The sequence below is a fragment of the Pseudomonas sp. GW456-12-10-14-LB2 genome (assembly GCF_002884345.1).
GTDB lineage: Bacteria > Pseudomonadota > Gammaproteobacteria > Pseudomonadales > Pseudomonadaceae > Aquipseudomonas > Aquipseudomonas paraglycinae.
Window position 1 is genome coordinate 79,510 of sequence record NZ_POHV01000014.1, and the last position, 18,126, is coordinate 97,635.

At 61.8% G+C, this 18,126-nt stretch carries 20 protein-coding genes; 11 read left to right on the forward strand and 9 right to left on the reverse strand.

Translation table 11 applies throughout. The features are described 5' to 3' along the window. Window positions 1-76: 76 nt before the first annotated feature. Window positions 77-1,261, reverse strand: a complete 1,185-nt coding sequence (locus tag C1X29_RS12060; RefSeq protein ID WP_102717524.1) for a cyanate transporter — start codon at window positions 1,259-1,261, stop codon at window positions 77-79. Between the two features lie 297 nt (window positions 1,262-1,558). Here C1X29_RS12060 and C1X29_RS12065 point away from each other — a divergent pair, with 297 nt between their 5' ends. The 4 genes from C1X29_RS12065 (at window position 1,559) to C1X29_RS12080 (ending at window position 5,801) form a co-directional block, all read left to right on the forward strand. Then, complete coding sequence (locus tag C1X29_RS12065; RefSeq protein ID WP_102717525.1) at window positions 1,559-3,208, forward strand: phosphoethanolamine transferase; 1,650 nt, start codon at window positions 1,559-1,561, stop codon at window positions 3,206-3,208. A 130-nt stretch (window positions 3,209-3,338) separates the two neighbouring features. Continuing rightward, on the forward strand, window positions 3,339-4,472 hold the full coding sequence (rnd, locus tag C1X29_RS12070; RefSeq protein ID WP_007958043.1) for a ribonuclease D: 1,134 nt from the start codon (window positions 3,339-3,341) through the stop codon (window positions 4,470-4,472). Then, complete coding sequence (locus C1X29_RS12075; protein WP_102717526.1) at window positions 4,469-4,762, forward strand: YcgL domain-containing protein; 294 nt, start codon at window positions 4,469-4,471, stop codon at window positions 4,760-4,762. The genes rnd and C1X29_RS12075 overlap by 4 nt, the downstream gene beginning before the upstream one ends. A gap of 106 nt (window positions 4,763-4,868) precedes the next feature. Continuing rightward, on the forward strand, window positions 4,869-5,801 hold the full coding sequence (locus C1X29_RS12080) for a D-2-hydroxyacid dehydrogenase (protein ID WP_007958054.1): 933 nt from the start codon (window positions 4,869-4,871) through the stop codon (window positions 5,799-5,801). A 120-nt stretch (window positions 5,802-5,921) separates the two neighbouring features. On the opposite strand, the gene C1X29_RS12085 is transcribed toward C1X29_RS12080, so the two are convergent. Beyond that, a complete protein-coding gene (locus C1X29_RS12085) occupies window positions 5,922-6,515 on the reverse strand; it encodes a nitroreductase family protein (RefSeq protein WP_102717527.1) in 594 nt (197 codons plus the stop codon). 279 nt (window positions 6,516-6,794) lie between these two features. Between C1X29_RS12085 and C1X29_RS12090 the strand changes: the two genes are divergently transcribed. Beyond that, the gene (locus tag C1X29_RS12090) at window positions 6,795-7,244 is read left to right on the forward strand and encodes a YcgN family cysteine cluster protein (RefSeq protein ID WP_064594159.1); all 450 of its coding nucleotides are present in this window, start codon (window positions 6,795-6,797) and stop codon (window positions 7,242-7,244) included. 20 nt (window positions 7,245-7,264) lie between these two features. Then, entirely contained in the window at window positions 7,265-8,494 is a 1,230-nt protein-coding gene (locus C1X29_RS12095; RefSeq protein WP_102717528.1) for a hypothetical protein, read from the forward strand. A 127-nt stretch (window positions 8,495-8,621) separates the two neighbouring features. On the opposite strand, the gene C1X29_RS12100 is transcribed toward C1X29_RS12095, so the two are convergent. The 4 genes from C1X29_RS12100 to C1X29_RS12115 all read right to left on the reverse strand — a co-directional run bounded on the left by C1X29_RS12100 (window position 8,622) and on the right by C1X29_RS12115 (window position 10,780). Continuing rightward, window positions 8,622-8,999, reverse strand: coding sequence for a DUF2892 domain-containing protein (locus C1X29_RS12100; RefSeq protein WP_102717529.1), 378 nt, complete (start codon window positions 8,997-8,999; stop codon window positions 8,622-8,624). A gap of 81 nt (window positions 9,000-9,080) precedes the next feature. Continuing rightward, window positions 9,081-9,551 (reverse strand): RNA methyltransferase, encoded by a 471-nt coding sequence (locus C1X29_RS12105; protein WP_007958066.1) that lies wholly within the window; start codon window positions 9,549-9,551, stop codon window positions 9,081-9,083. Between the two features lie 121 nt (window positions 9,552-9,672). Then, on the reverse strand, window positions 9,673-10,044 hold the full coding sequence (locus C1X29_RS12110; RefSeq protein WP_007944009.1) for a YajD family HNH nuclease: 372 nt from the start codon (window positions 10,042-10,044) through the stop codon (window positions 9,673-9,675). Window positions 10,045-10,093: 49 nt separating this feature from the next. Beyond that, window positions 10,094-10,780, reverse strand: coding sequence for a hypothetical protein (locus C1X29_RS12115; RefSeq protein ID WP_102685979.1), 687 nt, complete (start codon window positions 10,778-10,780; stop codon window positions 10,094-10,096). 79 nt (window positions 10,781-10,859) lie between these two features. Here C1X29_RS12115 and C1X29_RS12120 point away from each other — a divergent pair, with 79 nt between their 5' ends. Then, window positions 10,860-11,144, forward strand: coding sequence for a hypothetical protein (locus tag C1X29_RS12120; protein WP_102717530.1), 285 nt, complete (start codon window positions 10,860-10,862; stop codon window positions 11,142-11,144). On the opposite strand, the gene C1X29_RS12125 is transcribed toward C1X29_RS12120, so the two are convergent. After that, window positions 11,141-11,614, reverse strand: a complete 474-nt coding sequence (locus C1X29_RS12125; protein ID WP_102717531.1) for a cyclic nucleotide-binding domain-containing protein — start codon at window positions 11,612-11,614, stop codon at window positions 11,141-11,143. The genes C1X29_RS12120 and C1X29_RS12125 overlap by 4 nt on opposite strands. Window positions 11,615-11,722: 108 nt before the next feature. Then, a complete protein-coding gene (locus C1X29_RS12130) occupies window positions 11,723-13,777 on the reverse strand; it encodes a S9 family peptidase (protein WP_102685980.1) in 2,055 nt (684 codons plus the stop codon). Between the two features lie 99 nt (window positions 13,778-13,876). On the opposite strand from C1X29_RS12130, the gene C1X29_RS12135 reads away from it, so the two are divergent. From C1X29_RS12135 to C1X29_RS12145, 3 genes are read left to right on the forward strand one after another with little or no spacing between them, the layout of a single operon-like run. Beyond that, the gene (locus C1X29_RS12135; protein ID WP_039772625.1) at window positions 13,877-14,377 is read left to right on the forward strand and encodes a hypothetical protein; all 501 of its coding nucleotides are present in this window, start codon (window positions 13,877-13,879) and stop codon (window positions 14,375-14,377) included. Between the two features lie 16 nt (window positions 14,378-14,393). After that, window positions 14,394-15,170 carry a class II glutamine amidotransferase gene (locus C1X29_RS12140; RefSeq protein WP_007956486.1) on the forward strand — a complete coding sequence of 259 codons (777 nt, stop codon included), beginning with the start codon at window positions 14,394-14,396 and terminating at the stop codon, window positions 15,168-15,170. A gap of 13 nt (window positions 15,171-15,183) precedes the next feature. Beyond that, window positions 15,184-15,726 carry a DUF2937 family protein gene (locus C1X29_RS12145; protein ID WP_007956487.1) on the forward strand — a complete coding sequence of 181 codons (543 nt, stop codon included), beginning with the start codon at window positions 15,184-15,186 and terminating at the stop codon, window positions 15,724-15,726. Between the two features lie 34 nt (window positions 15,727-15,760). Here C1X29_RS12145 and C1X29_RS12150 read toward each other — a convergent pair whose 3' ends face one another. Then, complete coding sequence (locus C1X29_RS12150; RefSeq protein ID WP_102685982.1) at window positions 15,761-16,672, reverse strand: LysR family transcriptional regulator; 912 nt, start codon at window positions 16,670-16,672, stop codon at window positions 15,761-15,763. Between the two features lie 146 nt (window positions 16,673-16,818). Between C1X29_RS12150 and C1X29_RS12155 the strand changes: the two genes are divergently transcribed. Then, window positions 16,819-18,105: an MFS transporter gene (locus C1X29_RS12155; protein WP_102717532.1), complete on the forward strand. Its 1,287-nt coding sequence runs from the start codon at window positions 16,819-16,821 to the stop codon at window positions 18,103-18,105. The last annotated feature ends 21 nt before the right edge of the window (window positions 18,106-18,126 follow it).

An 18,126-nucleotide genomic window follows, 5' to 3' on the forward strand; every position in this document is an offset into this window, starting at 1 on the left:
CACGACGTACACCATCAAACCCGGAAAAGGTGGCCAGAAGCCTTTATCCAGACGGGTCGGCCTGCCATTCGCCCGATCAGCCCATGTGCCGGGCGTAATGCCGTGGGTTGAAGCGCAGCACCATCAGCAGCATGAGCGCCATCACTGCTGTCAGGGACCACCAGGCCCACTCGAAGCTGCCCAGTCGATCTCGAACGATGCCGGCCATGAGTGGCGAGAACCCGGCAATCAGGTAGCCGATCCCTTGTACGAATGCGGTCAATCCGCCGGCACGTTGTGGTTCGTCGAGGTGATCGAGGGACACGATCAGGCTCATCGGGAACAGCCCGCCGATGCCGAGTCCGAGCAGGCAGGGCCACAACAGGCTCAGATGCTGCGGGCTGAGAATCAGGCCAAGGAATCCGGCGATGATCAGGCCGAGCAGGGCGCCAAGCACCAGACGTCGGTCACGGCTGCGATTGGCAATGGCCGGCACCACCAGCCCGGAAATCACCTCCATGGCCGTCAGAAAACCCAGCATCAGGCCGGCGTTTTGTTCGCTCCAGCCCTTTTCCACGTAGTACGGCGCCAGCCAGGCGAGCACGCAGGTGTAGGACGCGGTGCCGAGACCGAAGAAGATCGCGAGCAGCCAGGCGCGGGAATTCGTGAAGAAGGATTCTTTTCTGACGACGGTCCGGATGGTGTCCGGTGAGGTGGCGCGGGTTGTCCACCACACAGGAATGGCGAGCAGTGCCAAAACCGCCCAGACCGCCAGCCCCACCCGCCAGTTGCCGGTCTGTGTCAGCACCCACGGTGCGAACGAAGCGGCCAGCGCCGCGCCGCCCATGATCGAGGTGACGTAAAGGCCCATGCACAGCGCCACATTGTCGGGAAACCGCGATTTGATCAGCGCTGGCATCAAGGCCTGGATCAGTGCAATGCCGATCCCGGCCAGCACGGCGCTGGCGATCAATCCGCCCGCCGAGTCGAGAAACAACCGCGACAGCGTTGCCACGCCAATGATCAGCAACGACAGCAGCACCGTGCGTTGTTCACCAAGGCGCTGGCTGACCGCCATGCCGAAAAACATCGCCAGCCCCATCGCCATCACCGGCAGCAGGGTCAGCAACGCTGCGAGACTGAAACTGAGCGCCATATCGCCGCGAATGGCCGAGAGCAAGGGCCCGACCGCCGCCATCGACGGGCGCAGGTTGAGGGCGACCAGGATAATGCCGAGCATCAGCCAGACAGCGGGGCGGGTGGTGGCGCGAACGTTTTCCATCTTCAGACCTTTGAACCAGAGACGGTCGATTAGGCGGGCAGGCGAGCGGGGCGGCAAATCAGAAAGTCAGGGTCGCTATCGAGAAAATCGATACGGCACCTCGTCGACTGCGACTGAACCACAGCTGAACCATTCTCAAATACACCGAAAGTTTCATGGTTATTTCATGGGCCAACTAATCGTTGGCTTCTTTTTCACAAAAAATTGATGGTTGCCTGCTTAAAGTTTGTGTTGTCTGAGTCAATGAAATTTTCACAATTGACGACGGCACTTCTTTCAAGGAAATAGCCCCTCGCCATGTTCAAGTTAAAAGCCGTGCGCCCGGAATGGGTGACGTTGTTTGCCAGCGCCTTTCTTTTGACCGGATTCAATTTCGTTCTCTGGCAGCACCTGTTCGATATCACCGCTGCGGACGGCAAAGGCATTGCCATGCGCATTGCGTTCTGGGTGATGATCTTCGCGGCGTATAACATCGTTCTGACGTTGCTGGCGTTTCGACCCGTGTTGAAACCCGTGTTGACGTTGTTGTTTATGGTCAGCGCTGGCGTGGCTTATTTCATGAGCCAATACGGTGTAATGATCGATGCCGGCATGTTTCGCAACTTTGCCGAAACCAATGCCACTGAAGTGCGCGATCTGCTGTCTTTGAAGTTGCTGGCTTATATCGTTTTTCTGGGTGTCTTGCCGTCCTGGTTGTTGTGGAAAGTTCCAGTCAACTATCGTCGCTGGCATCGCGAGTTATTAAGCAAAGTTGTGGTGAGTGTCGCGTCGGTCGCGGTCATTGGCGGCGTTGCGCTGGCCAATTATCAAGGGCTGTCGTCGCTGTTTCGCAATCACCACGAAATTCGCTTGATGCTGGTGCCGAGCAACTACATCGGCGCTTCGGCCGGTTATCTGCGTGAACAGGTGGCTTCGGCGCAGCAACCGTTCGTCACGATCGGCGATGACGCCCAGCGCAACGTCGCCGTGCAGAATCATCCGCGCAAATCCCTGACGGTGCTGGTGGTGGGGGAAAGTGCCCGGGCGGAAAACTTCGGCATCCTCGGTTATGGCCGCGACACCACGCCGAAACTGGACAAGGAAGCCGGCCTGATCGCCTTTACCGACGTGCATTCCTGCGGCACGGAAACCGCCGTGTCGGTGCCGTGCATGTTCTCCAACATGGGCCGCAAGGATTACGACGCCAGCAAGGCGAAGAATGAGGAAGGGCTGCTGGACGTGCTCAAACGTGCCGGGATCGACGTGGTCTGGCGCGACAACCAGTCCGGCTGCAAGGGCACCTGCGATCGCGTCACCCTGCAGGATGTCAGCAATCTGAAAGACCCGGCACTGTGCGCCAACAGCGAATGCCGCGACGAAATCCTGTTGCAGGGCCTGCAAAGCTTTATCGATCACCTCGACAAGGACACCGTGCTGGTCCTGCACCAGATGGGCAGCCACGGCCCGGAATACTTCAAGCGCTATCCGAAGGAATACGAGCGCTTCACCCCGGTGTGTGAAAGCAACGCGCTGAACAATTGCAGCCGCGAAAGCATCGTCAACGGCTACGACAACACGCTGGTGTACACCGACCATGTGCTGTCGAGCCTGATCGATGTGCTGCGCAGCAATCAGGACAAGGTCGATACCGCCATGCTGTACCTGTCCGATCACGGCGAATCCCTGGGCGAGTACAACCTGTTCCTCCACGGCACGCCGTACATGCTGGCACCGGAGCAGCAGAAACACGTGGCGATGCTGGCCTGGTTCTCCGACAGCTATCAGAAGTCCTACTCGGTCGACACCCATTGCCTGCAAATGAGCCGCGACAAGCCATTGAGTCAGGACAACCTGTTTCACTCGATGCTCGGTCTGCTGGAAGTGCAGAGCAAGGTCTACCAGCCGGATCTGGACATGTTTGCCGGCTGCCGGGGCGCGGTGATCGACGGGGTGCTGGCCAAGGACTGAGCCGGCAGACTCACTCTGTAAGACTATTCTTTCCCTCAGGCAGGAGATTTCATCAAGCTCTTGCCCTGTAAAGGCGCGGAAAGCGCCGGTGGCGATATATACTGCGCGCCATTCTTGAAGGGAGAGCCGTGTGGCCATCGATATTCACTGGATTCGCGACAACGATAGCCTCGCGCAGTTTTGCGCCGAGTGGCAGCAGCTGCCGTTCGTTGCCCTCGACACCGAATTCATGCGGGTCGACACCTTCTACCCGATTGCCGGCCTGTTGCAGGTCGGCGACGGCAAACGCGCCTACCTGATCGACCCGCTGACCATAAACGCCTGGCAACCCTTGGCCGCGCTGCTGGAAAACCCTGCGGTGCTCAAAGTCCTGCACGCCTGCAGCGAAGACCTCGAAGTCCTGCTGCGCCTGACCGGCAGCCTGCCGGCGCCGCTGTTCGATACCCAACTGGCCGCTGCCTACCTGAACCTCGGGTTCTCGATGGGTTATTCGCGTCTGGTGCAGGAAGTGCTCGGCATCGAACTGCCGAAGGGCGAAACCCGTTCCGACTGGTTGCAGCGTCCGTTGTCCGACACGCAAATCAGCTATGCCGCCGAAGACGCCGTGCATCTGGCGGAGGTTTTCGTACAACTGCGTCCGAAACTGTCCGACGACAAATTCGCCTGGGTGCTGGAGGACGGCGCCGAACTGGTCGCCAACCTGCGCCGCGAAACCGATCCGTACGAGGTGTATCGCGAGGCCAAACTGGCGTGGAAACTGTCCCGCGCCCAACTGGCCGTGCTGCGTGAGCTGTGTGCCTGGCGTGAACGCGAAGCCCGCGCCCGCGACTTGCCGCGCAACCGCATCGTCCGTGAACACTCGCTGTGGCCGCTGGCCCGGACCCAACCGGACAACCTCAGCGCGCTGGGCAAGATCGAAGACATGCACCCGCGTACCGTGCGTCAGGACGGCGAGTTTCTGCTTGATCTGATCAAGCGCTCTGGCAGTGTGGGGCCTGATCAATGGCCGCCAGCCGTGCCGGAGCCGTTGCCGATCGAAGCCGCCGCGCTGATCAAACAGCTGCGGGCGCTCGGTCAGGCCGAAGCTGAACGTCTGGGCATCGCGCCGGAACTGATGCTGCGCAAGAAAACCCTCGAAGCGCTGGTCAAAAGCGGCTTCCCCGAGGGCCCATACCAATTGCCTGATTCGCTGCGTGGCTGGCGCCGCGAATTGATGGGCCAGAAGCTGCTCGACAGCCTGGCCACCGCCGGAGAACAGCCTTGAAACGTATTTGTTCCATTTATCAAAGTTCGAAGAAAAGCGGCATGTACCTGTACGTGCTCAAGAGCGATGCGCTGGAGCGTGTGCCGGAAGGCCTGATGGCGGCGTTCGGCAAGGCGAAGCATTCCTTTGATCTGGTGCTGAGCCCCGAGCGCAAGCTGGCCAGCGAAGACATTGCCGTGGTTCTGGAAAACCTCGAAAAGCAGGGCTATCACCTGCAAATGCCACCGGCCGAGGAAGAGTACATCGAGCACTTGCCCGAAGAGTTGCTGCGACGCAACGACCCGGTCTGATCCGCGAGGCCCTGTCCTGGGCCTCTTGTAACCCCTGGAACGGTTTTTACGGCGACGGCTGCCACGAAGTTGGCGGCCGCCTGCACGGTTTGCGAAAGGTTTGAAGATGCGCGTTCTGATTGCTGAACACGACCACGCGATATACGCCCGACTGCTGCGTCAGGCGGCTCCGGAGCTTGAAGTGCTGACCAGCGGCGACTCCGCCGAACTGGCCCGCCAGGCCGTCGATTGCCCGGTGTGGCTGGGCCAGCCGGATCTGCTGGCGACCCTGTTGCGTCAGGGCCACCAGCCACAATGGCTGCAATCGACCTGGGCCGGCATCACGCCGCTGCTGGCCGACGGCCTGCGCCGGGATTACCGCCTGACCCGGGCGGTCGGCATTTTCGGTCAGGTGATGGCTGAATATGTGCTGACCTACATGCTCGGCCACGAGCGCGAAGTGCTGGCGCGGCTGGTCAGCCAGGTCGAGCGCAAGTGGGACAACCGCACCGGCCAGAGTCTGGTCGGACGCAAGGTGTTGATCGTCGGCACCGGTGACATCGGCCAGAGCGTGGCGCAGTTCCTGCTGCCGTTCGGCGTCGAGTTGTACGGCATCGCCAGCAGCGCCCGCGAGCAGGCGCCGTTTGTCGAAGTCGGTTCGATGGCGGACTTGCCGCGGCTGGTGGGCGAAGCGGATTACGTGGTCAACCTGCTGCCCAACACCGAGCACACCCACGATATCTACGACGCGGCGCTGTTCAAGCAATTCAAACCGACCGGTTTGTTCATCAACGCCGGGCGCGGTGTGGCGGTGGTCGATGCGGATCTGGTCGAAGCGTTGAAGGAAGGCCATCTGGCCGGCGCGGTGATCGACGTCTGCCGTCAGGAACCGCTGCCACAACGGCATCCGTTCTGGACCGCATGGGGCTTGCTGCTGACCGGGCACAGCTCGGCGCCGACATCGCCGCCGATGATGGTGCAGTTGTTTCTGGATAACTTGCGGGCGTATCAGGCGGGAGAGGCGTTGCGCGGGGAAGTGGATTTCGCACGCGGTTACTGAGCTCTTCAAGATCGTTCCCACGCTCCGCGTGGGAATGCAGCCCGTGACGCTCCGCGTCACTGGACGCGGAGCGTCCCTTGAGGCATTCCCACGCAGAGCGTGGGAACGATCAAACGAGGTTTAGAGGGTGAAATCGCCTTCAGCCGCCAGTTCGCTCAGCGGGCGACGCGGGCTCGGCGTTTCCCGTGCTTGCAGGTAATCCGCCAGGGTTGCCTTGTCACCCAGCTTGCCCACCGCAACGGCGGCGTGCAGCGCATAACCTTGCGGAATGTTCAGCTCCTTGCGGGTCAGCTCCTGATCGAAGCCCGCCATGCCGTGGGTGTGCCAGCCGCTCAGGCTCGCTTGCAGCGCCAGATGGCCCCACGCGGAGCCGGTGTCGAAGGTGTGCCACAGCGCAGGCGTTTCCTCGGTCGCGCCCGGTGCGGTGAAGGTGGTTTTCGAAATCACGATCACCAGCGCCGACGCGTGCTGGGCCCAGCTGCGGTTGAACTCATTGAGCAGGCCCAGGTAACGCTCCCAGTTCGGCGTGTCGCGACGGGCGTAGAGAAAACGCCACGGCTGCGAGTTGTACGCCGACGGCGCCCAGCGCGCGGCTTCGAAGAAGCTCAGCAGGGTTTCTTCCGGGATCGCTTCGCCGGTGAAGGCGCGGGGCGACCAGCGATCGGTGAACTGCGGGTGAATGGCGTATTCGGCAACGCGAGGGTTGGCACTCATCGAAAGATTCCTTGCTACGTTTGAGGACAGGTTGGAAGCGAAACCCGGCGGGATCAGTTGGGCTGAACGATGGGGTTGTGGCGCAAGCCAGCAGTTCACCGGATGCAACGTGGTCGAGCGTTTATGGCATCCGGCAAAGGCCTGGTGAGACCGGCAAAGCTACTTGGCCGCGCAAAAACTGACAAGCCCCGCACAACCGGCAGTCGCCAGCGCTTGGCCCACGGGGCCTTGGGCACTAGACTGGCGGCCTTTTCACCACCTGATGTTGATGCTTGAGCCATGGCCGCCAAAGTCGAACCGTTCTGGATACGCAAAACCCTCGATCAACTCGATCACGAGGAATGGGAATCGCTGTGCGACGGTTGTGGCCTGTGCTGCCTGCAGAAGCTCGAGGATGAAGAAGACAACAGCGTTTATTACACGCGCATCGCCTGCAAACTGCTGGACCTGAAAACCTGTCAGTGCAGCGATTACCCGAACCGCATGCAGTTTGTCCCGGACTGCATCCAGCTCACCCCGGGCCAGGCCGAAGAATTCAAATGGCTGCCGCCGACCTGCGGTTATCGGCTGGTCAGCGAAGGCAAGGATCTGCCGCTGTGGCATCACCTGGTCTGCGGTGATCGCGACGCGGTGCACCACGAACGGATTTCCCAGTCCGGGCGCATGCTCGCCGAAGGCAGCGTGCCGGAAGACGACTGGGAAGATCACCTGATTTTCCGCGCAGGTTAACGATTGACCAAGGAGCAGGTATGGCGACGGGATTGCGCCGGGCGCTGATCGTCACGTTGCTGGCGCTGAGTGCGCCGGTGTGGGCGGCCAAGAAAGTCGATCTGGATTATCAGGTACGCCTGCTGCCGCAGAGCGATCAGGCCGAAGTGCGCCTGACCCTCGCCAAAGGCGAAGCGGTGCGCAGTCTGGATTTCGATCTGGGCGATGGCAGCCATTACAGCGACTTCAAGGCCGACGGCCAATGGCAACTGACGCCGGGCCAACACGCACGCGGCGTATGGCGCCCGACGGCGGACAAGGCCAGCCTGACCTACCGCGTGCGCATCAGCCACGGCCGCAAGAACGGCAGCTTCGACACGCGCATGACCCCGACCTGGGCGCTGATGCGCGGTGATGAACTGGTACCGCCGGCCAAGCTCGACCAACAGGACGGCATCGAGCTTGTCGCGCGCCTGCACTTCGAATTGCCCGACGGCTGGAAAAGCGTCGAAACCGCCTGGCCGCGCATCGGCAAGAACAAATTCCGCATCGACAATCCGTCACGCCTGTTCGACCGCCCGACCGGCTGGATGCTCGCCGGCCACCTTGGCAGCCGCCGCACCCGGCTGGGGGAGACCGAAGTCACCGTGGCCTCGCCGCAAGGGCAGGGCATGCGCCGGATGGACGTGCTGACGCTGCTGACGTTCGTCTGGCCGCAGGTGCAGGCGGTGTTTCCGCGCCATCCGAGCAAACTGTTGATTGTCGGTGCCAACGACCCGATGTGGCGCGGCAGCCTGGCGGCACGGGAGTCGATCTACCTCAACACGCGGTTGCCACTGGTCAGCGAAAGCGGCAGCAGCGCCCTGGTGCGCGAGCTGGCGCAGGTGTTCGGACGGATCAACGACGAACAGCGCAGCGACTGGATCAGCGAGGGTTTTGCCGAGTATTACGCCATCGAACTGGTACGCCGTGCCGGGGGCATGAGCGACGAGCGTTATCAGGCGTTGCAGGCGAAACTGGTCAAGGAAAGCCAGAAAGTCACGACCCTGCGCGGCGAGCAGATCAGCCCGGCGCAGCTGTCGAAAGCGGTGCTGTTGTTACAGGAGCTGGACGGCGAGATTCGCCTGAAGACCCGCAACAAGCGCTCGCTGGATGACGTGCTGCGCGGGGCGATGCACCTGGGGACGGTGGATACCAAAGAGTTCGTCCAACTCGCCGAAAGCATTCTCGGCGAGTCGTCCAAAGTCCTTGATACCGGGTTACTGCAGTAATACCGCCATCGCTGGCAAGCCAGCTCCCACAGGTTTGTGCGGTGACCACCGATTGGTCTCCAGCTCAAAACATTGTGGGAGCTGGCTTGCCAGCGATGAGGCCATCAGCCTCAAGGCAAATCCAGAATCAAACCCCGGCTTTCGGCGATTTCACCGAGTCGTTGCCGGTCACGGTGGCGGTGTTGGTCGCCGCCTCGGCATTGGACTTGAGCTTGCTCAGTTCTTCACCGGCCCGTTCGATCTTCGCCCGCACGTTGTTCATGTCCTGACGGCTTTTCTCCAGCAGGCTTTTCACCGAACTGTGGCCGGTGATGCCGCGGGCCATGGCCACGCCGCCAATCGCCACCTGAATCAGCCCGAATACACCGCCACGGCGCAGGCCCTTGCCGACCATGATCACGCCGCCGGCCAGCGAGCCGATGCGCTCCCAGCCTTCGACGTTCTGCTCGGAACGGCTCTGGAACGGGGTGGATTCGATACGCTCGACGCGTTTGAGCTCGGTCATGATCTTTCTCCAGGCAATGAGTAATCGATAAACAAGCTGACTGCGCAGGCGGTCAGCTCGTTCCATCTAATGTGCGGCGTTTCAGCGGAATTTCGGCCCGGAGCGGGTGTTCAGGCCTTTGGCCATGCGGTCGTAAAGCACGACGTTGACCGTGGCGGCGAGGTTCATGCAGCCGGTGGTCGGGATGTACACGACGTCTTCGCACCAGTCGCGGATCTCTTGATCCAGCGAACCGTCTTCGGGGCCGAAGATGTACAGGGCGCGATCCGGGTGGGTGTATTCCGGCAGCGGGCGGGCGCCGTCGACCAGTTCCACGGCGACCGGTACGCAGTTGAGCGGCAGGATCTTTTTCAGGTCGTCGATGCCGATCAGCGGGATGTCGTAGTGCACGCGCTTGGTGTCAGTGACGAAGTCGGCGGCGCGCTCATAGCGCTTGCCGGTGTAGAACACGGTCGATACGCCGTAGCAGCCTGCGGCGCGCATCACCGAACCGACGTTTTCCGGTGATTTGGGGTTATACAAACCAATGCAGCTGTACCGTTTGTCTGCCACGAGCGGGGTGCCTTCGGGAAAAAGAGGGCGATTATACGGGGATTGGGGGAGGTCGGGCAGATTCAGGATCTGCGGTGCTGATCGTTCCCACGCTCTGCGTGGGAACGATCGGAGTGGTGGCTCAGTCTTCTTTTTTCATCAGCCCGGCCAGGGCAGCAAACGGGTTGTGCGTAGCCTTGGCGATTTTCGGCGTGCTCAGCGAGCCTTCGCCGAAGTACTGCTGGTCGGTGTAGCGCGAGTGTTCATTGTCGTGGCAGTACAGGCACAGCAGTTCCCAGTTGGAACCGTCCTGCGGGTTGTTGTCGTGGTTGTGGTCGCGGTGATGCACGGTCAGCTCGCTCAGGCGCTTGCCGGAAAACTCACGGGCACAGCGGCCGCACACGTGCGGGTACATCTTCAGGGCCTTGTCGCGGTAGCCCATTTCCTTGTCGCGCTGGTTGTCGGCGAGGATGCGATCCAGCTTCGAAGTGTTGGTCGGGGTGGACGAACTCATGGGTTCACCTTTGTAGAAAGACTAATGACGGTTATGAGGCAAGTTTAGCTCAGCCCTTGAGCTTCTCGGCAATCCAGATCGTGTGGCGCGTGCCCTTGTTGCCGTGGGCGAAGACCTGGACTTCCTCGGCCTTGAAACCGGCCTTCTTCAATTTGTCGGAAAACTGCCGGTCGGCGCTGGCCGACCACACCGCCAGCACGCCTTTGGGGCGCATCGCCTTGGCGCACGCTGCAAGGCCTGCGGCGGAATACAGCCAGCTGTTGGCTTTCTGGGTCAGGCCTTCGGGGCCGTTGTCGACGTCGAGCATGATCGCGTCGAAGCCGTCGGGCTCGCTTTGCAGCACCTTGGCCACGTCTTCCTGGCGAATCACCGTGCGCGGATCGAGCAGCGGGCGTCCGGACTTTTCACCGAGCGGGCCGCGGTTCCACTCGATCACGCCGGGCACCAGTTCGGCGACCACCACTTCGGCGCTCTTGCCCAGATGCTTGAGCGCGGAGGCGAGGGTGAAGCCCATGCCCAGGCCGCCGATCAACACCCGCGAGTTCGGCCGGCCGGCGACCTTGCGGCACGGAATCTCGGCCAGCGCGTCTTCGGAACCGTGCATGCGGGTGTTCATCAATTGGCCGCCGTCGCCGCCCTGGATCTTGATGACGAAATCCTCGCCATACTCGAACAGGCACAGGGCGCCACCGTTATCAGGGATCGGCGTGGTGTCGAGCAGAACGAAACGTTTCATGGAAATCTCTACAGGGGGGAAGGCAAGCCGGCGCGTTGGGAGTAGCCTGAAGGCAGACTTCAGGCCAACGGAGCCCTTGATGAAGCGCACCATTCTAACGGTCATTACCCTGGCCGCGCTCTCGATAACTGCCGTACAGGCGCAACAGACGATTCCCGTCAGCCCGACACCGCAACCGGGCTCGCCCGGCACGGCGACGCCAACCCCGTATCCGCAGATCAGCCCGGTGCCGATTCCCAAGGCCGGCCCCGGCAGTGGCGGCCCGCCGCTGGTGCCGATCGAAATGCCCAGCCCGCCGACCAAGGATCAGCCGTTGCCGAGCCTGGAACAGAACGACAGCAAACCCAAATCCCCGGGGGGCTAGATCTGCTGGGCGGCGAGCTGGCCGTCGGCCATGCGCAGGCGTTTGGACAGGGAGACGGCGAGGGCGCGGATGATCTTGGCGGCGATCTTCGGTGCGTCGTTGAGCATTTTTTCCAGCGAGTCCTTGCCGAGGTTGAGCAACTGACAGTTGCTCGCCGCCACGCAGGTCGCGGAGCGGCGCTCGCCATCCAGTACGGCCATTTCACCGAACGCCCGGCCACTGCGCAGGGTGGCCATGGTCACGACCTGGCCGTCGCCGCCGGTTTTCTGCACGGCCACCTGGCCGGTGTGGATGATGCACATGAAACTGCCGGCATCGCCTTCGCGAAAGATCGCTTCGCCTTCAGGCACGGTGCTGATGCTGAAGTAGCCCGAAGCGGCGGCAAAATCCGCCAGCTGCAATTGATCGAACAGGCCGCAGTCCATCAGCCAGTCGCGGATTTCGTTGTTCAGTAGAGTGGGTTCTGACATGTCGTGCGGTCTTTTTGTTGTGTCGGGTGGCAGGCTCGCCACCGGGGGCCGATCTGCTTATCGGCTCCCGGTGCCCGGAATTAAGACCTGACTGACCGGCGGAGTTCCTCAGGCAATGCCCAGAACCTTGAAAACAAATGCATATTCGAGCGCTACGTCACGTAATCCCTGATAACGCCCGCTCATGCCGCCGTGGCCGGCGCCCAGTTCGGTCTTGAGCAGCAATGGATTGTCATCGGTCTTGGTCGCGCGCAATTTCGCCACCCACTTGGCCGCTTCCCAATATTGCACGCGACTGTCGTTGTAGCCGGCGATCACCAGTGTTGCGGGATACGCCTGTGCAGTGACGTTTTCGTACGGCGCATAGGCCTTGATCCGCTCGTAGACCTCCGGCTCTTCGGGATTGCCCCACTCGTCGTATTCGGTGACGGTCAGCGGCAGATCCGGGTCGAGCATGGTGTTGAGCACGTCGACGAACGGCACTTCGGCAATCGCCACACCAAACAGATCCGGACGCTGGTTGAGCACCGCGCCGATCAGCAAGCCACCGGCGCTGCCGCCGCTGATCGCCAGTTGCGGCGCGGTGGTGATGCCGTTAAGGATCAGGAATTCGGCGCAGGCAATGAAGTCGCTGAAGGTGTTGTGCTTGTGCTCTTGCTTGCCAGCGCGGTACCACGCTTCGCCCAGCTCGCCGCCGCCACGCACGTGGGCGATGGCGAACGCCATGCCGCGATCCAGCAGGCTCAGGCGAGCGTGGGAGAACCATGGATCGAGGCTCGAACCGTAGGCGCCGTAACCGTACAGGTACAGCGGCACCGCTTTGCCGACCATTTCGCGTTTCATCACCAGACTGATCGGCACCTGGGTGCCGTCCGGTGCGGTCGCCCACAGGCGCTGACTGACGTAGGCGTCGGCGTCGAACGGGCCGAGCACCGGGGTTTCCTTGAGGACGGTCTGTTCACCGGTGGCGAGGATCAATTGCCGAACCTGGGCCGGACGATTCAGCGCTTCATAGCGCAGGCGAATGCGGTCGCTTTCGAATTCCAGGCTGTTTTGCACGTAGAGGCTGTAGGCCGCGTCCGGTAGTTGCACGCGATAAGGCGCCAGACCGTGTGGGCGAACTTCGATGATCGGCAGCCCACCTTCGCGCAGGCTCAGGGTCAGGGCTTCGGCATTGAGTGTCACGCCATCGAGCATCACCGAATCGCTGTGCGGAATCAGGTTCTGCCAGTCGGCTTCGCTCGGTGCGATGCCGGTGTCCGGCGCCTGATACAGGGCGAAGTTGATGCCGTCGCGATTGGTGCGGATGAACCAGGTCCATTCGCCGTCGAGTTTGCCGTGATCGACGTCGTATTCGTGATCCTCGACCCGTGGCGCCAGGCAAGTGAACGGCTGCTGCGGCTGATTGGCGTCCAGCGCCCAGACTTCACTGGTGGTCTTGCTGCCCAGGGACAGCAGCAATTGCTGCTCCGAGCTGGCGCGGTAGCAATGCAGGAAGAAACGCCCGTCCGGCTCGTGGAACACCTCTTCGGCGGCGGTGCCGTCCAGACGGTAGCGGAACAGTTTGTGCGGGCGATGGGTGTCGTCGAGTACACCGAAGAACAGCGTGAGGCTGTCATTGGCCCAGGTCATGCTGCCGTCGCAGTCCTGGAATTCCAGTTCGCTGACACGTTCGCTGGATAATTCCTTTACGAACAGCGTGTAAATCTCGTCGCCCGAGGCATCGACGCTGTAGGCCAGGCGCTGGTGATCCGGGCTGATGCTGAAGGCGCCGAGGGAGAAAAATCCACCGTTGGCCAGCGCGTTCGGGTCGAGCAGCAATTGTTCGCGGCTTTCATCGAGGGTCAGGCTGTCGTCGGCCGGGCGCGGGCAGCGGTAGTGACGGGCGTATTCGTCACCCGCTGTGGTGCGGGTGTAATACAGGTATGGGCCCCATGGCGAGGGGAGGGACAGGTCGGTTTCGAGAATCCGGCCCTTGATCTCTTCGAACAGGGTTTCGCGCAGTTCGGCCTGATCGGCGGTCTGCGCCTGCTGATAGTCGTTTTCAGCCTTGAGGTAGTCGAGCACCGCGTCGGTGTCGCGTTCCTGCAGCCAGGCGTACGGGTCGTGACCGGCGGCCTTGTGGGCAATCGGGGCGCTGCTGACGTTGGCGGATACGGGCATGGAAAGCTCTCGGACATGACAAATAAGGGCCGCACGGACGGCGGGGAAGCCTGACGTGCGAAAAGTCGTTACTATAAGCGCCTCTTTGCCTGCCTTGCCATGGACACCATGACCGAGAACGACTATCTGATCGCCTGGGGCCTTTACGCCTTTGCCGCCGTGGGCTGCCTGCTGGTGTGGATGCGCATGACCCGCTGGATGTGGCGCTGGCTGCGCGAGCCGCTGCGTGTATTGATGGCGGTGTTGCTGTTCAGCCCGACCATCATTGACCCGGTGAAGGAAAAATTCGCCCCGGCCATCGCCATTACCGCGCTGGATCTGGCGTTCAAGGTCGGCAACAACGCCTGGCGCGCGATTTCCGAATTGCTCATGTACGCCATGATCGCGTTCGGCCTGTACCTGATTTTCGTGCTGATCCGCCTGCCGATCGAACGCGCCTCCAAGGCCCGCCGAGAGCAAGCTGAAGCCGCCCGCGCAGCGGCCCGGGCCGATGACGAGCGGGACGCCGATCAACCGTTCGGCGGCGCGGGCGATGACCGCTACGGTCGCCCGCCGGTGCCGAGCAATCCTCAGCGCATGCGGGTCGAGCCGCGTCTGTAATCACGAGAGTCCGCACATGTGTGAATTACTGGGCATGAGTGCCAACGTGCCGACCGACATCGTGTTCAGCTTCACCGGGCTGATGCAGCGCGGTGGTCGCACCGGTCCGCACCGCGACGGCTGGGGCATCGGTTTTTATGAAGGGCGCGGCTTGCGCCTGTTCCAGGACCCGGCGGCCAGCAGCGAGTCGGAAGTGGCCAATCTGGTGCAGCGCTATCCGATCAAGAGCGAAGTGGTCATCGGTCATATCCGTCAGGCCAACGTCGGCAAGGTCTGCCTGTCCAACACCCACCCGTTCGTCCGCGAACTGTGGGGCCGCAACTGGTGCTTCGCGCACAACGGCCAGCTCGCCGACTTCTCGCCGATCAAAAGTTTCTACCGCCCGGTCGGCGATACCGACAGCGAAGCGGCGTTCTGCGATTTGCTCAATCGCGTACGTGCAGCGTTCCCGGAACCGGTCGATATAGAAGTGCTGCTGCCGGATCTGGTCGCGGCCTGCGCCGAATATCGCAGCAAAGGCGTGTTCAACTGCCTGCTCAGCGACGGCGACTGGCTGTTCTGCTATTGCTCAACCAAACTGGCGCAGATCACCCGACGCGCACCGTTTGGTCCGGCACGGCTCAAGGACGTCGATGTGATCGTCGATTTCCAGGCCGAAACCACGCCCAATGACGTGGTCACGGTGATTGCCACCGAACCCTTGACCGAAAACGAAACCTGGACCCGCTACGAACCGGGCCAATGGAGCCTGTGGCGACGCGGCGAATGCGTCAGCCAAGGCACGACCGAATAAGGATTGCACCCCCATGTTGCTCAGTTATCTACGGCTGGTGTTGTTTGCGGCGGGCCTGTTGATCGGTGTCCAGGTGCCGGGCTTCATCAACGATTACGCCAAGCGGGTCGAAGCGCACCTGATCGAGGCGCAGACCGGTCTGCGCGGCTTCCAGGGTACCGCCGAGCAGTTTTTCAAGGGTGATATCCAGGCGCTGGTCGCCCATTACCGTGCCAGCGAAGATCCGGTGTTTCGCAGCGATGCCGACAGCCTGAGCACCTTGCTCAACCGTCAGCTGGCGCTGGACAAGCAATTCCAGGCGATGCAGGGGCCGTGGTACATCCGCTTCCTGCAAGTGGTGCTGGCCGCCGACCCGGACATCCGCAAGGAAACCTGGAACGGCTACAGCTACCAGATCCTGCTGACGCCGGAAGCGATGATCTGGGGGATGAGCGGCGCGCTGCTGTTGTCGTTCGGTCTTGAATGTCTGTTCCGTCTGATCGACTGGGTGGTGCTGGGCGGCAAGCGCCTGCGCCAGAGCCGGCCGATCGAAGACCGGGATGTGCGCGGGTTGTAAGCTCCGATGCATCGTTCCCACGCAGTGGGAACGATCAACTCAGAACGATGTAATCCTTGCCCACCTTGCGCGCATACCCCTCAAGCACCTGCTGACACAGCATCACAATCTCCTCGACCCATTCCACACCGACCCGCCATGACACCACGACTTGCAGGTTCGGTGGACGCTGTTCGATGTCGAGCAAAGTCAATTCCCCCCGCGCCAGTTCCTCGGCCACCAGCACCGGCGGCAACGCGCCAATGCCGAAGCCGTCGCGCAACAGCCGGGTGATCGCCGACACCGAATTCACACAGTTCAACCGTGGCGCCAGCACGCCCTGAGCCTGCATCAACGCCAGGATGTCCTGATGCGGCCGGGAGTTTTTCGAGTAGGTGATTATGCGTTCCTGCGCCAGGTCGGCGAGGCTTTGGTAGTCGCGGTTGTAGATCGAATGGGTGGCGACGATCCAGCCGATGGGGTGGCTGGCCAGTTCGAGGCTGCGCACGCTTTCCTGGCGCACCAGATCGGTTTGCAGGATCAGATCGAGAAAGCCTTTTTGCAGCTGATCGCAGAGGTTCAGCGAGGTATCCGCCACCAGCTCGATTTCCACCCGTGGATACAGATCGGTCATTTGCGCCACCAACGGGCTGAGCCAGGTGTGAATCACCGTGTCCATCACTCCGATGCGCACTCGGCCGACCTTGCTCGATCGGGTCTCGATCGACTGCTTCAGCGCCTGCATCGTGTCGAGCATCTGCTCGGCATAGTCCAGCACTTTCAAACCTTCGGGCGTCAGGCTGACGCCGCGTGAATCACGCAGGAACAGCTTCACCCCGAGCTCACCTTCGAGCACCGCGATCCGGCTGGAGATCGAGGCCTGGGTGGTGAACAGCTTGTCGGCGGTCAGGCGAAAACTTTTCAGCCGGGCGACCCAGACGAAGGTTTCGAGAAACTTCAGGTTCATGGCAACAAATTTTTCTTATGTCTTGGGCGGGTTTTTATTCGTTGGACGCGACCGGGTGACGCACCCAAGAATCGACGCATCCGGTTCCCACGATAGGCGTCGTCGGAGCTTCGAACAAGACCAATAAAAGCCTGCGGAGACATGCCATGAGTGCGCCCGACACCCTCGACCTCCCCAAGACTGCGGCCCGTCCCGGCCCATTCGACTGGTATCGCAACATCAATCAGCAGGAGCGCCGGACCTTCTGGAGCTGCAAGATCGGCTACGGCCTGGACGGCATGGACACCCAGATGCTCAGCTTCGTGGTGCCAACCCTGATCGCGATGTGGGGCATCACCACCGGCGAAGCCGGCCTGATTCATACCAGCACCCTGATCGCGTCGGCCATCGGCGGTTGGGTGGCGGGAATTCTCTCCGACCGCATCGGCCGCGTGCGCACCCTGCAACTGACGGTGCTGTGGTTTGCATTCTTCACTTTCCTTTGCGGCTTCGCCCAGAACTACGAACAGCTGTTGATCGCCCGCACCTTGATGGGCTTCGGTTTCGGCGGTGAATGGACCGCCGGTGCGGTGCTGATCGGTGAAGTGATCCGGGCCAAGGACCGCGGCAAGGCGGTGGGCATGGTGCAATCCGGCTGGGCCTTGGGTTGGGGCCTGACAGCGATTCTGTATGCGCTGCTGTTCTCGGTGCTGCCACCGGAAGACGCCTGGCGCGCACTGTTCATCCTTGGCATCGTGCCGGCGGTGTTCGTGATTTTCGTCCGCCGTCTGGTGAAAGATCCGGAGATCTACCGCGAAGCCAAAGCCAGGCAAACTCCGGACAGTCCGTCGAAGTTCTACGAGATCTTCGCCCCCGGCATGCTCTTCACCACGATCCGCGCCTCGTTGCTGACCACCGGCGCCCTCGGCGGTTACTACGCGATCACCTCTTGGTTGCCGACGTTTCTGAAGAACGAACGCGGCTTGAGCGTACTCGGCACCGGCGGCTATCTGGCGATGGTGATCATCGGTTCCTACGTCGGTTATGTGATCAGCGCCTATTTGACCGACCTGTTGGGCCGCAAGAAGAACTTCATCCTGTTCGCGGTCGGCTCGTTCACCATCGTTCTGCTCTACACCCAATTGCCGGTCAGCAACGGCGTGATGTTGTGGCTGGGCTTCCCGCTGGGCTTCTTTGCGTCGGGGATTTTCAGTGGCATGGGCGCGTTTCTCACCGAACTGTTTCCAACCCGGATTCGCGGCTCGGGGCAGGGCTTCTGCTACAACATTGGCCGGGCGCTGGCGGCATTGTTCCCGCTGCTGATCGGGCTGCTCAGCCAGAAAGTGCCGCTGAGCGTAGGCATCGGTGCCTTTGCGGCGGTGTCCTACGGGGTGGTGATCCTCGCGGCGTTGAGCCTGCCGGAAACCCGTGGCAAACAACTGGACGCGCAGTAACTGATAACCTGCGACAACGCC

Excerpts from the sequence above, each read along its gene's own strand:
- C1X29_RS12060 (WP_102717524.1), bottom strand. The coding sequence starts at position 1,261 with ATGGAAAACGTTCGCGCCACCACCCGCCCCGCTGTCTGGCTGATGCTC.
- C1X29_RS12065 (WP_102717525.1), top strand. The coding sequence starts at position 1,559 with ATGTTCAAGTTAAAAGCCGTGCGCCCGGAATGGGTGACGTTGTTTGCC.
- C1X29_RS12080 (WP_007958054.1), top strand. The coding sequence starts at position 4,869 with ATGCGCGTTCTGATTGCTGAACACGACCACGCGATATACGCCCGACTG.
- C1X29_RS12085 (WP_102717527.1), bottom strand. The coding sequence starts at position 6,515 with ATGAGTGCCAACCCTCGCGTTGCCGAATACGCCATTCACCCGCAGTTC.
- C1X29_RS12090 (WP_064594159.1), top strand. The coding sequence starts at position 6,795 with ATGGCCGCCAAAGTCGAACCGTTCTGGATACGCAAAACCCTCGATCAA.
- C1X29_RS12095 (WP_102717528.1), top strand. The coding sequence starts at position 7,265 with ATGGCGACGGGATTGCGCCGGGCGCTGATCGTCACGTTGCTGGCGCTG.
- C1X29_RS12100 (WP_102717529.1), bottom strand. The coding sequence starts at position 8,999 with ATGACCGAGCTCAAACGCGTCGAGCGTATCGAATCCACCCCGTTCCAG.
- C1X29_RS12110 (WP_007944009.1), bottom strand. The coding sequence starts at position 10,044 with ATGAGTTCGTCCACCCCGACCAACACTTCGAAGCTGGATCGCATCCTC.
- C1X29_RS12115 (WP_102685979.1), bottom strand. The coding sequence starts at position 10,780 with ATGAAACGTTTCGTTCTGCTCGACACCACGCCGATCCCTGATAACGGT.
- C1X29_RS12120 (WP_102717530.1), top strand. The coding sequence starts at position 10,860 with ATGAAGCGCACCATTCTAACGGTCATTACCCTGGCCGCGCTCTCGATA.
- C1X29_RS12125 (WP_102717531.1), bottom strand. The coding sequence starts at position 11,614 with ATGTCAGAACCCACTCTACTGAACAACGAAATCCGCGACTGGCTGATG.
- C1X29_RS12130 (WP_102685980.1), bottom strand. The coding sequence starts at position 13,777 with ATGCCCGTATCCGCCAACGTCAGCAGCGCCCCGATTGCCCACAAGGCC.
- C1X29_RS12135 (WP_039772625.1), top strand. The coding sequence starts at position 13,877 with ATGGACACCATGACCGAGAACGACTATCTGATCGCCTGGGGCCTTTAC.
- C1X29_RS12140 (WP_007956486.1), top strand. The coding sequence starts at position 14,394 with ATGTGTGAATTACTGGGCATGAGTGCCAACGTGCCGACCGACATCGTG.
- C1X29_RS12145 (WP_007956487.1), top strand. The coding sequence starts at position 15,184 with ATGTTGCTCAGTTATCTACGGCTGGTGTTGTTTGCGGCGGGCCTGTTG.
- C1X29_RS12150 (WP_102685982.1), bottom strand. The coding sequence starts at position 16,672 with ATGAACCTGAAGTTTCTCGAAACCTTCGTCTGGGTCGCCCGGCTGAAA.
- C1X29_RS12155 (WP_102717532.1), top strand. The coding sequence starts at position 16,819 with ATGAGTGCGCCCGACACCCTCGACCTCCCCAAGACTGCGGCCCGTCCC.